Origin of the sequence: Pseudomonas sp. p1(2021b), from assembly GCF_020151015.1 — a bacterium.
Lineage (GTDB): Bacteria > Pseudomonadota > Gammaproteobacteria > Pseudomonadales > Pseudomonadaceae > Aquipseudomonas > Aquipseudomonas putida_K.
Window position 1 is genome coordinate 4,432,501 of record NZ_CP083746.1, and the last position, 12,234, is coordinate 4,444,734.

Below are 12,234 nucleotides of genomic sequence, written 5' to 3' on the forward strand. Positions count from 1 at the left end.
ACTATGTGATTTCTCGCATGGCCACTTGTGATGCTGATAATCTTGGCGACTATCAGACCGTACTCACAAGCACCCACACGAATTGCTTGATTCGATTGTTAAAGAGCGATTTGGTTAAGCGCTTTGCTCAACCGAGGCCGCGCATTCTACGCTTTCCTCAGAGTCTGTCAAGCGTTTATTTTGAAGTTTTTCGTTCAACTTCAACCGCTTAACGCGCTGCGATCTCTCGTAGCGGGAGGCGAATCATACAGCGTTAAAACCTGCTGTCAACTGCCTTTTTCACCGCTGCCGATCTGTGAGACCGAAGCCTTCCGATACTACCTGAAGCGTTCAACCCATTGAATCTCAAGGAGTTTTGCGTTTCGACTGCGTCGGAAGTGGGGCGCATTATAGGCCTCTGAAACGGCACGTCAACCGTTATTTTCAAAAAACTTTAATATCGCCGAAAAACAAAACGGGGAGGCCTCACGGCCTCCCCGTCTCAATCAGCGCTAGTTAAAGACTAGGAAATGCAAACTGCGAAGCCTCATGGCTCGCCCGCTGCGGCCAGCGCTGGGTAATGGCCTTGCGGCGGGTATAGAACCGTACCCCGTCCGGGCCATAGGCGTGCAGGTCGCCAAACAACGAACGCTTCCAGCCACCGAAGCTGTGATAGGCCACCGGCACCGGCAGCGGGACGTTGACCCCAACCATGCCCACCTCGATCTCATCGCAGAACAGGCGCGCTGCCTCACCGTCACGGGTGAAGATGCAGGTGCCGTTGCCGTACTCATGCTCGTTGATCAGGCGCATGGCATCTTCCAGGCTGTTCACACGCACCACGCACAGCACCGGGCCGAAGATCTCTTCCTTATAGATGCGCATTTCCGGCGTGACGTGGTCGAACAGGGTGCCGCCAACGAAGTAGCCATCCTCATGACCGCTCACGCGCAGGCCACGACCGTCGACTACCAACTTGGCACCGGCAGCCACACCGTCATCGATATAGCCCACCACCTTGTCACGCGCAGCCGCAGTCACCAGCGGGCCCATGTCCAGGCCGCAGGAGGTGCCAGCACCGATCTTCAGCGCCTTGATCTGCGGCTCCAGCTTGGCGATCAGTGCATCGGCCACCTGGTCGCCCACGCACACCGCGACCGAAATAGCCATGCAGCGCTCGCCGCAAGAACCGTAGGCCGCTCCCATCAGCGCGCTGACGGCATTGTCCAGGTCGGCATCGGGCATCAGCACGGCATGGTTCTTCGCGCCGCCCAGCGCCTGCACACGCTTGCCGCGCTTGGTGCCTTCGGCATAGATGTATTCGGCGATCGGGGTCGACCCCACGAAGCTCAGGGCCTTGACCTCTGGCGCCTCGATCAGCGCATCGACCGCCTCCTTGTCGCCATGCACGACATTGAGGATGCCTTTGGGCAGGCCGGCTTCATGCAGCAGCTGGGCGATGAACAGGGTCGAGCTCGGGTCACGCTCGGATGGCTTGAGGATGAAGGCGTTACCACAGGCAATGGCCAGCGGGTACATCCACAGCGGCACCATGGCCGGGAAGTTGAACGGGGTGATGCCGGCGACGATGCCCAGCGGCTGGAAATCGGACCAGGCATCGATGTTCGGGCCAACGTTGCGGCTGTACTCACCCTTGAGCAGCTCAGGGGCGGCGCAGGCGAACTCGACGTTCTCGATGCCGCGCTTGAGTTCACCGGCAGCGTCTTCCAGGGTCTTGCCGTGCTCTTCGCTGATCAGTTGCGAGATACGTGCTTCATTCTGCTCCAGCAGTTGCTTGAAGCGGAACATCACCTGGGCGCGCTTGGCCGGCGGCATGTTGCGCCAGGCCGGGAATGCAGCCTTGGCCGAATCGATAGCTTCCTGGACGGTGGCACGGCTGGCCAGTTCGACCTTGCGGGTGCTCTCGCCTGTGGAGGGGTTGAAGACATCGGCGGTGCGCTCGCCCTTGGAAACCAGCTCGCCGTTGATCAGGTGCTGAACGATGCTCATGCAATACTCCAGATAAAGAAGGTAGAGGCAGGCGCGCAGGAACGCGCCTGTCGTCAGAGTCGGAAAAGATCAGTCGATCTGGTTCAGGGCTTCACCCACTGCATCGAACAGGCGGTCCAGTTCCTGCGGCTGGGTGTTGAAGGTTGGGCCGAACTGCAAGGTGTCGCCACCGAAGCGGACATAGAAGCCTGCCTTCCACAGCTTCATCGCCGCCTCGTAGGGACGCACGATGGCATCGCCGTCACGCGCAGCGATCTGGATGGCACCGGCCAGGCCATAGTTGCGGATGTCGATGACGTTCTTGGTGCCCTTGATGCCGTGCAGCACCTGCTCGAAGTGCGGCGCCAGCTCGGCGGCCGACTGCACCAGGTTTTCTTTCTGCAGAAGGTCCAGCGCGGCGATGCCGGCTGCGCAGGCCACCGGGTGGGCCGAATAGGTATAGCCATGGGGGAATTCCACGGCGTATTCGGGCGTCGGCTGGTTCATGAAGGTCTGGTAGATCTCGCTGGTAGCGATCACCGCGCCCATGGGGATGGCGCCGTTGGTGACCTGCTTGGCGATGCACATCAGGTCCGGGGTCACGCCGAAGGCTTCGGAGCCGGTCATGGCGCCCATGCGGCCGAAACCGGTGATCACTTCGTCGAAGATCAGCAGGATGTTGTGCTGGGTGCAGATCTCGCGCAGGCGCTTGAGGTAGCCCTTGGGCGGCGGCAGCACGCCCGCGGAGCCGGCCAGTGGCTCGACGATGACGGCCGCGATGTTAGAAGCGTCATGCAGCTCGATCAACTTGAGCATCTCATCGGCCAGGGCGATACCGCCCTCTTCCGGCATCCCTTTGGTGAAAGCGTTGCCCGGCAGCAGGGTGTGAGGCAGGTGGTCGACGTCCAGCAACTGGCCGAACAGCTTGCGGTTGCCGTTGACACCGCCGAGGCTGGTGCCGGCGATGTTCACCCCGTGGTAGCCACGGGCGCGGCCGATGATCTTGGTCTTGGTCGCCTGGCCTTTCAGGCGCCAGTAGGCACGCACCATCTTCAGCGCGGTGTCGCAGCACTCGGAGCCAGAGTTGGTGAAGAACACATGGTTCAGGTCACCCGGGGTCAGCTCGGTGATCTTCTCGGCCAGTTGGAAGGCCAGCGGGTGGCCGAACTGGAACGCCGGGGAATAGTCCAGCACGCCCACCTGGCGCGCCACCGCTTCGGAAATCTCCTTGCGAGTATGCCCGGCGCCGCAGGTCCACAGGCCCGACAAGGCGTCGAACACCTTGCGGCCCTTGTCGTCGTACAGGTAGCTGCCTTCGGCCGCCACGATCAGGCGCGGGTCGCGTTGGAAATTGCGGTTGGCGGTGTAGGGCATCCAGTGGGCGTCCAGCTTGAGCTGGCTAGCGATGCCGGCGGCGGCGGTTTCGGGCATGTTCATCGGCGGTTCCTCGGAAGACGATTAGGCAACGATGGATGTTGTTGCAGCTAAGGTGGCATGGGGATAACGTAAGAAAAACTCTGCTCTTCTAATCTTTGGATATGAGCCGGCTAAACTTTAGACCACCCTGTGGGAAACACCTTGCCAATCAATGAGCTGCTCGCAGGATGCGCGCTCGCAACCCCGCTATTGCATGGGCTCGACTGTTTTATCCACAGGGTTTGGCTTTAAGGTTGCGCTCTTGTCCACTCCAACGAAGGCCCATCGTGAAACGCCCAAAGCCCCTCGCCCAGGTCAGCGACTTCGACATCCGCCTACTGAAGATCTACCGCAGCGTGGTGGAATGCGGAGGCTTCTCGGCCGCCGAAAACGTGCTCGGTATCGGCCGCTCGGCCATCAGCCAGCAGATGAACGACTTGGAACAGCGCCTGGGCCTGCGCCTGTGCCAACGTGGCCGGGCCGGTTTTTCGTTGACCGAGGAGGGGCGTGAGGTCTACCACTCGGCCCTGCAACTGCTCAGCGCCCTGGAAACCTTCCGCACCGAGGTCAACGGGCTGCACCAGCACCTGCGCGGCGAGCTGAACATCGGCCTGACCGACAACCTGGTCACCCTGCCGCACATGCGCATCACCCACGCCCTGGCCGAACTCAAGGACCGCGGCCCCGATGTGCGCATCCAGATCCGCATGATCGCCCCCAGCCAGGTCGAGCAAGGCGTGCTGGACGGCAGCCTGCACGTGGGTGTGGTCCCCCAGACGAGCCCGCTCTCTGGCCTGGAATACCAGCCGCTGTACAGCGAACGCTCGCTGCTCTATTGCGCCGTCGGCCACCCGTTGTTCTATGCCGACGACCAGCAGGTCGACGACCAGCGCCTCAACAGCCAGGACGCGATCGCCCCGACCTTCCGGCTGCCCGCCGACATCCAGGCGCACTACCAGGCCCTGCATTGCACAGCGAGCGCCTCGGACCGCGAGGGCATGGCGTTCCTCATCCTCACCGGGCGCTACATCGGCTACCTGCCCGACCACTATGCGTCCGTCTGGGTCCAACAGGGCCGCCTGCGCGCCTTGAAGCCGGCCGAGCGCTTCTACGACCTGAGCCTGAGCTGGGTGACGCGCAAGGGGCGCCGACCGAACCTGGTACTGGAAAGCTTCCTCGAAAGCCTGGCTGCGACACGCTGATGCCTATGCGTGCCGCCAATGCTTGTCACTTCGGCACAGGAAGGTAATCTTGTCCGACATCCGTTGCCACTGAACCGTACGGAACCGTCCATGACCCTCGAAGTCCCTGCGCACCTACCTTCCACCTCGGGCAAACCTGCCGGCCGTATTCGCCAGAAAAACGAGCAGGCCATCATCCAGGCCGCCGAAGACGAGTTCGCCCGCCATGGCTTCAAGGGCACCAGCATGAACACCATCGCCCTGAAGGCCGGCTTGCCCAAGGCCAACCTGCATTACTACTTCACCAACAAGCTTGGCCTGTACATCGCCGTGCTGAGCAACATCATCGAGCTGTGGGACAGTACCTTCAACGCCCTGAGCGTCGAGGACGACCCGGCCCAGGCGCTGAGCCACTACATCCGCACCAAGATGGAGTTCTCCCGGCGCAACCCACAGGCCTCGAGGATCTTCGCCATGGAGGTGATCAGCGGCGGTCAGTGCCTGAGCGAATACTTCAGTGCCGACTACCGCGACTGGTTCCGTGGCCGGGCGGCGGTATTCCAAGCCTGGATCGATGCTGGCAAGATGGACCCGGTCGACCCGGTGCACCTGATCTTCCTGCTCTGGGGCAGTACCCAGCACTACGCCGACTTCGCCACCCAGATCTGTCAGGTTACCGGCCGTAGCCGCCTGACCAAGCAAGATATGGAAGACGCCAGCAACAACCTTATCCACATCATTCTCAAAGGCTGTGGTATCACCCCGACAGCCTGACCCGGACCTATGCCTTCTACCCTGCTCGACCTCTGCGAATTCCGCGAGGAAATCCGCAAGAGCCGTTTCATCACCCTAGCCGGCCCGATCAGTAGCCCAGCCGAGGCCATGAGCTTCATCGAACGCCACAGCGACCTGGCCGCCACCCACAACTGCTGGGCCTGGAAATTGGGTGCCCAATACCGCAGCAGCGACGACGGAGAACCTGGCGGTACCGCTGGCCGGCCGATCCTGGCGGCCATCGAGGCTCAGGATTGCGACCAGGTGGTGGTCCTGGTGATCCGCTGGTATGGCGGCATCCAGCTGGGCACCGGCGGCCTGGCTCGCGCCTACGGCGGCGGTGCCAACAAGTGCCTGCAACAGGCGCCCAAACGGGTGCTGGTGCAACGCAGCGAATACCGCTGCAGTTGCAGCTTCAGCGAGCTGGCACTGCTCAAGCTGCGCTTGGCGGACGTGGACGGCCTGGTACTGGACGAACAGTTCACCGCCAATGGCGTGGATTTGCAGGTGGCCCTCGGCGACGCCCATCTCGAAGCGCTGCAGCAACAGTTGGCAGACCTCAGCCGTGGCCGGATCCGCCTGGAGCCCTGCGAAGGTTGAAGCCCCCAGATTGCTCACAACAACTGTGGGTCCACCTGTGGATAAGCTTGGGGCATTCACCTCCAGGCCTTGAGCTGCAAGGCCTGAACGACATTGATCATATTTTGATCACATTTTCATGACAACGTCGCAAGCACCTGAATAACAGTAAGTTATCCCCAACTCCTGGTGCCCTGACTCGCACTTCGGCATGGATGTCCACAATAGACGCTTGCTCACAGTTAATGTGGAGTGCGCTGTGGATAACCCGTGAACCCTTGAGCGCAACGCCCGTATTCAAAGGGCTTGGGGAATATGGTCATTTTTTGATCAGGCCTCGGCCAGGCAACCGGCCCGCTCTTGGCGTATGCTGCCCCTGATATCGGATGTCCAAGGAGCCTGTCATGCCCAACGCTAAAACCGCCCTGATCATCGGTGCCTCCCGCGGGTTGGGCCTGGGCCTCGTGCAACGCCTGCACGAAGACGGCTGGGCCATCGTCGCCACCGTGCGCGACGCCCAGAAGGCCGATGCGCTGCATGCGATCCCCGGCGTACGTGTGGAAACCCTGGAAATGAACGATGCGGGGCAGCTCGATGCCCTGCAACAGCGCCTGCAAGGCGAAGTATTCGACCTGCTGTTCCTCAACGCCGGCATCATGGGCCGCGAGCCGCACGACCCGGAGACCGCCACCGAACAGGACATCGGTGCACTGTTCATGACCAATGCGGTATCGCCGATTCGCGTGGCGCGTCGGCTGGTCGGGCAAGTACGCGAAGGTTCCGGCGTGCTGGCATTCATGAGTTCGGCGCTGGGCAGCGTCGGCAACCCTACCAGCAACCACATCTGCTTCTACAAGGCCAGCAAGGCGGCCCTGAACTCGATGATCAACAGTTTCGTGGCCGAACTGGAACACCCCGGGCTTTCGGTCATCGCCATGCACCCCGGCTGGGTGCGCACCGACATGGGCAGCGACCAAGCCGATATCGATGTCTTCACCAGCACCCAAGGCATGCTCGAGCAAGTCAAGGCGTACAGCGGCAAGCCTGGCCTGCATTTCATCAACTACCGGGGCGACCCGCTCACCTGGTGAATTGAAAGCCGCCTGGCGAGGCAGTAGACTGGACACCTCGCCCCGCGGCGGACCTGGATCAGCAGACAGGGCAACACTGAGCTGGCTAACCTGAACCCACTTTCAGAGGAGCCGGCACCATGCCTGCGACCCGCATCTGGTTGAAATCCCCCCTTGCCATCTTCACCGCCAACGGTGCCGACGCCCGTGGTGGCCTGGTCATCGAAGACGGCCGCATCACCCAACTGCTCGCCCTTGGCGAAAGCCCCAGCACACTTTGCGACCAGGTCTTCGATGCCCGCGAGCACGTGGTACTGCCCGGCCTGATCAACACCCACCACCATTTCTACCAGACCCTCACCCGCGCCTGGGCGCCGGTGGTCAACCAACCGCTGTTCCCCTGGCTCAAGACGCTCTACCCGGTCTGGGCGCGGCTCACCCCGGCCAAGCTGGAACTGGCCAGCCAAGTCGCCCTGGCGGAGCTGCTGCTGTCGGGCTGCACCACCGCAGCCGACCACCACTACCTGTTCCCGACCGGCCTGGACAACGCCATCGACGTGCAGGTCGAGGCCGTGCGCAAGCTGGGCATGCGCGCCATGCTGACCCGCGGCTCCATGAGCCTGGGCGAAGCCGATGGCGGCCTGCCGCCGCAGCAGACGGTGCAGGAGGGCGAGGTCATCCTCGCCGACAGCCAGCGACTTATCCACAGCTACCACGAACGCGGCGACGGCGCCCGCATCCAGATCGCCCTGGCGCCCTGCTCGCCCTTCTCGGTCACCCCCGAGATCATGCGCGCCAGTGCCACCCTGGCCGAGGAGTTGGACGTACGCTTGCATACCCACTTGGCTGAGACCCTCGACGAAGAGGACTTCTGCCTGCAGCGTTTCGGCCTGCGCACGGTGGACTACCTGGACAGCGTGGGTTGGCTGGGCCCACGCACCTGGCTGGCCCATGGCATTCATTTCAACCCTGAGGAAATCACCCGCCTGGGCCAGGCCGGTACCGGTATCTGCCACTGCCCGAGCTCGAACATGCGCCTGGCGTCCGGCATCTGCCCGACCGTGGAACTGGAAACGGCAGGCGCGCCCGTAGGCCTCGGTGTCGACGGCTCGGCTTCCAACGATGCGTCGAACATGATCCTCGAGGCTCGCCAGGCCCTGTATCTGCAGCGCCTGCGCTACGGTGCCGAGCAGATCACGCCTGAACGCGCCCTGGGCTGGGCCACCCGTGGTTCGGCACGCCTGCTGGGGCGCAGCGACATCGGCGAGCTGGCCGTCGGCAAGCAGGCCGACCTGGCCCTGTTCAAGCTCGACGAGCTGCGTTTCTCCGGCAGCCATGACCCACTTTCGGCCTTGCTGCTGTGCGGCGCCGACCGTGCCGACCGGGTCATGGTCGGTGGCCAGTGGCGTGTCATCGACGGGCAGATCGAAGGCCTGGACGTACAAGGCCTGATCGCCGATCACCGCCAGGCCGCAGCCCAGCTGATCGCGGGTTGACCTGAACCGGAAGGGGCTGCCCGGCAGCCCTTCTCCCCTGCATCCGACCAGCCCCTGTAGAATGACGGCAACCGTACCTGACCGAGATTGCACCTATGTATGACTGGCTCAACGCCTTGCCCAAGGCTGAACTGCACATGCACCTGGAAGGCTCCCTGGAGCCTGAGCTACTGTTCGCCCTGGCCGAGCGCAACAAGATCGCCCTGCCTTGGGCCGACGTTGAAACCCTGCGCAGTGCCTATGCCTTCAACAACCTGCAGGAATTTCTCGACCTCTACTACCAGGGCGCCGATGTCCTGCGTACCGAGCAGGACTTCTACGACCTGACCTGGGCCTACCTGCAGCGCTGCAAAGCGCAGAACGTCATCCATACCGAACCCTTCTTCGACCCACAGACCCACACCGACCGGGGCATCCCCTTCGAAGTGGTGCTCGATGGCATCCGCCAGGCCCTCAAGGATGGGCGCGAGCAACTGGGCATCAGCAGTGGGCTGATCCTGAGCTTCCTGCGCCACCTGAGCGAAGAAGAAGCGCAAAAGACCCTCGACCAGGCCCTGCCCTTCCGTGATGCCTTCATCGCCGTCGGCCTGGACAGCTCCGAAAAAGGCCACCCGCCCAGCAAATTCCAGCGTGTCTTCGACCGAGCCCGCAGCGAAGGCTTCCTGACGGTGGCCCACGCTGGCGAGGAAGGCCCGCCCGAATACATCTGGGAGGCTATCGACCTGCTGAAAATCCAGCGTATCGACCATGGTGTGCGCGCTATCGAAGACGAACGCCTGATGCAACGCATCATCGACGAGCAAATCCCGTTGACCGTCTGCCCGCTCTCGAACACCAAGCTGTGCGTATTCGAGCACATGGGCCAGCACAACATCCTCGACATGCTCGAACGTGGCGTGAAGGTCACCGTCAATTCGGACGACCCGGCCTATTTCGGCGGCTATGTCACCGAGAACTTCCATGCCCTGCACACCCACCTCGGCATGACCCAGGACCAGGCCCGGCGCCTGGCACAGAACAGCCTGGACGCCCGCCTGGTGCGCTGATCGCGCCCCGCCTTGCCAGCCCGGCCTAGCCCACCTGCAAGGCCGGCATGCGGGCGATGCGGTTGATCTGCTGAATACCCATCGAGGAAATCTGCAAGGCCCGGGACGCGTCCTGTTCACGCAACCAACCGGATTGCATGAACAGCCTGAACAGTGCATTCCCCAGTTTGCCCCCCAGGTGCGGCCCCTGGTCGCTCCACTCGCTGCAATGGCAGATCGAGCAACCGTGTCGGTCCCCAGGGGCCAGCGCCTCGATGAACACGCCGATGGCAGCCAGTTGCGAGCGCCCCTCGGCCGTGACCCGCAGTTGCGCCTGGCTACCCTCCAGCCAACCGGCCACGATCAGGCGGTGGTAAAGCTCGGCGGCCAGCTCCCCACCGAGGTGGTCGCCACACCGTCGAGCCCTGCGCATGGACAAGGGCACCTGCAGTGGGGTCGCTTGGCCGCTGCGCTGGCCTCGACGCTCGAGCCGCACACTGGCCAAGGCCTCCACCGCCGCTCCGACTTCCGGTGTAGCCAGGCGGAAGTAACGTTTTCGACCACGCGACTCCAGCCTCAGCAAGCCGGCCGAAGACAGCAATGAAAGATGGGCACAAGCCGACGACGAGGTCAGCCCGGTCATCACGGCCAGCTCATCGGCCGGGCGAGGTATGCCATCGATCAACGCCCACAACATGGCGCTGCGCTTGGGGTCGGCCATCAGGCCGGCGATCTGGGCGATACTGCTGACTGCTTTCATTTCAACTCCCTGGATGATCACGTCTGGTTCCGTGGCCAAACGGCGCAGCGGGTATCACCCTCGGGAATGGCGTAGGCGGATTTCGGGCGCTCGCGTTCGCGACAGGCGAGGCATTCCAGCCACGCTCGAAGGAGCCCTCATGTGCCATTCCCTGGCAGGGAAGTATCTCTCGCTGGCATTGGCCGCGACAGCCAGTATAAGGCGCTCCAGGCCGTGTGCCTGCGCATTGGCGCGCCTTTACAGGCCGCGACAGGCCGGGGGTGAATGACCCCTTTCCTCGGCGGTGAGCCCAGGGTTCGCCCCGCCGATATCGCCAGGGGCCACGTCGCAAGGAGGCTGCGAGGCCCCTGGACGCCCGCCGGCAAGCGAAACGTCCAAGAACAATGCCGACACCGGACTTCCTCAAATACGGCAGCCCAAAGCGAAGGTTTCGCCTTCGTGCACCATGGCTTGACCACAGGCCGACTCAGGCAGACAGAAGGTACGACCGTCAGTCCGGACAGCTGCGCCAGCACATGGCGCAGGTTGGGGGCAGCGCTAAACTTCAGCGGCTCCCACCCACCGGAGGAATGCCGCGATGAAGATTGTCGTCAGTACGTCGAACCGCAATCCCAACTGCCCCTGGCAGGTCCGGCTCGACCAGCATGTGGTGAGTTTTCGCAGCGAAGCGGAGGCACGGCTGTTCGTCGCCACGCTGGAGAGCCGCCTGCAGGCGCCCCACACCCTTACACCGGGCGCCTGGCCTGCAAACGCCGAGTCAACATTGCCACACTGACCACCAGTGCACCGCACAGGCTGATCACCAGGGCCATGGGCACTGCACTACCGTCGTGCAGCACGCCCACCAGCGCCGCTGCGCCCGCCGCGACACTGAACTGCAGGCAACCCATCAATGCCGAGGCGCTCCCGGCACGAGCGCCCTGGCCGCTCATGGCGCAAGCCGACGCGTTGGGGATGATGCAGCCCAGGCTTGCGATACACACGAACAGCGGCAGCAGCAGCGGCCACAGCTGCGCGGGGTGTAGCGCCGCCACGGCCAACATCACCAGTGCTGCCGCCAGGTACAACCACACCGCCCGTGCCAGCAGGAAGGCCGGTCCACGCTTGGCCAGCAGGCGCGCATTGACCTGGGCCATGAGAATGAAGCCGGCGGCGTTGCTACCGAACAGCCAGCCATAGTGTTCGGCCGGCACGCCATACAGCTTGATGAACACGAAGGGCGAACCGGCGATGTAGGCGAACATGCCCGCGATGGCGATGCCGCCGGTCAACGCATGGCCCAGGAAGACCCGGTCGCCCAGCAAGCGCAGGTACTGGCGCAGGGCACCGGATAACGGTTGGCGCGGCATATCTGCCGGCAGGCTCTCGGGCAACCCCAGGCTCACGGCCAGCAGGCAGGCCGCACTGAACAGGCTCAGGGCCAGGAAGATCGACTGCCAGCCCGCCACGTTGACCAACACCCCACCCAGCATCGGCGCCAGGATCGGCGCGAGCCCCATTACCAGCATCAGCTGCGAGAACACCTTGGCCGACGCCACCGCATCGCACTTGTCGCTGACGATCGCGCGCGACAGGACCATCCCGGCACAGCCGCCTAACGCCTGCACGAAGCGCGCAAGGATCAGGGTGTCGAGATTGGGGGCATAGGCGCAGGCCAGCGAGGCCAGGGTGAAAAGCGTGATGCCGAACAGCAGGGGCTTGCGCCGACCGAAACGATCGGCCACCGGGCCATAGGCCAGTTGGCCCAGGGACAGGCCGAGGAAATAGGCGGCCAGGGTGGTCTGGACGTGTTTTTCGTCCGTGGCGAAGGCGTGCGCCATGGCAGGGAAGGCAGGCAGGTAGAAGTCGATCGCCAAGGGCCCGAACGCACTGAGGGCGCCCAGGATCAACACAATTCGCAGGTTCATCGGGAATCCATAGCAGGCTAAGCAAGTAGGTAAGTCTACCTGCACCGGACCGCGTCAG

General features: G+C 63.2%; 11 protein-coding genes. 7 read left to right on the forward strand and 4 right to left on the reverse strand.

The window, feature by feature from the left end; all coding sequences use genetic code 11:
• Nucleotides 1–495 precede the first annotated feature (495 nt).
• Nucleotides 496–1,989 (reverse strand): CoA-acylating methylmalonate-semialdehyde dehydrogenase, encoded by a 1,494-nt coding sequence (locus K8374_RS20650; protein ID WP_224456995.1) that lies wholly within the window; start codon nt 1,987–1,989, stop codon nt 496–498.
• A gap of 69 nt (nt 1,990–2,058) precedes the next feature.
• On the reverse strand, nt 2,059–3,405 hold the full coding sequence (locus K8374_RS20655; RefSeq protein WP_224456996.1) for an aspartate aminotransferase family protein: 1,347 nt from the start codon (nt 3,403–3,405) through the stop codon (nt 2,059–2,061).
• Between the two features lie 263 nt (nt 3,406–3,668).
• On the opposite strand from K8374_RS20655, the gene K8374_RS20660 reads away from it, so the two are divergent.
• From K8374_RS20660 to K8374_RS20685, 6 genes are all read left to right on the forward strand, one after another.
• A complete protein-coding gene (locus K8374_RS20660; RefSeq protein ID WP_224459375.1) occupies nt 3,669–4,586 on the forward strand; it encodes a LysR family transcriptional regulator in 918 nt (305 codons plus the stop codon).
• Nucleotides 4,587–4,676: 90 nt separating this feature from the next.
• Nucleotides 4,677–5,339 (forward strand): TetR/AcrR family transcriptional regulator, encoded by a 663-nt coding sequence (locus tag K8374_RS20665; RefSeq protein ID WP_084858707.1) that lies wholly within the window; start codon nt 4,677–4,679, stop codon nt 5,337–5,339.
• 9 nt (nt 5,340–5,348) lie between these two features.
• Nucleotides 5,349–5,939, forward strand: a complete 591-nt coding sequence (locus tag K8374_RS20670) for an IMPACT family protein (RefSeq protein WP_224456997.1) — start codon at nt 5,349–5,351, stop codon at nt 5,937–5,939.
• 383 nt (nt 5,940–6,322) lie between these two features.
• On the forward strand, nt 6,323–7,009 hold the full coding sequence (locus tag K8374_RS20675) for an SDR family oxidoreductase (RefSeq protein WP_224456998.1): 687 nt from the start codon (nt 6,323–6,325) through the stop codon (nt 7,007–7,009).
• A 119-nt stretch (nt 7,010–7,128) separates the two neighbouring features.
• Nucleotides 7,129–8,484: an 8-oxoguanine deaminase gene (locus K8374_RS20680; protein WP_224456999.1), complete on the forward strand. Its 1,356-nt coding sequence runs from the start codon at nt 7,129–7,131 to the stop codon at nt 8,482–8,484.
• 95 nt (nt 8,485–8,579) lie between these two features.
• On the forward strand, nt 8,580–9,530 hold the full coding sequence (locus K8374_RS20685; protein ID WP_224457000.1) for an adenosine deaminase: 951 nt from the start codon (nt 8,580–8,582) through the stop codon (nt 9,528–9,530).
• A 25-nt stretch (nt 9,531–9,555) separates the two neighbouring features.
• Here the strand turns inward: K8374_RS20685 and K8374_RS20690 are convergent, their stop codons facing one another.
• A complete protein-coding gene (locus K8374_RS20690) occupies nt 9,556–10,269 on the reverse strand; it encodes an ArsR/SmtB family transcription factor (RefSeq protein WP_224457001.1) in 714 nt (237 codons plus the stop codon).
• 577 nt (nt 10,270–10,846) lie between these two features.
• On the opposite strand from K8374_RS20690, the gene K8374_RS20695 reads away from it, so the two are divergent.
• On the forward strand, nt 10,847–11,044 hold the full coding sequence (locus K8374_RS20695; protein WP_084858713.1) for a hypothetical protein: 198 nt from the start codon (nt 10,847–10,849) through the stop codon (nt 11,042–11,044).
• Here K8374_RS20695 and K8374_RS20700 read toward each other — a convergent pair.
• The gene (locus tag K8374_RS20700; RefSeq protein ID WP_224457002.1) at nt 10,995–12,176 is read right to left on the reverse strand and encodes a multidrug effflux MFS transporter; all 1,182 of its coding nucleotides are present in this window, start codon (nt 12,174–12,176) and stop codon (nt 10,995–10,997) included. The genes K8374_RS20695 and K8374_RS20700 overlap by 50 nt on opposite strands.
• Between the last annotated feature and the right edge of the window lie 58 nt (nt 12,177–12,234).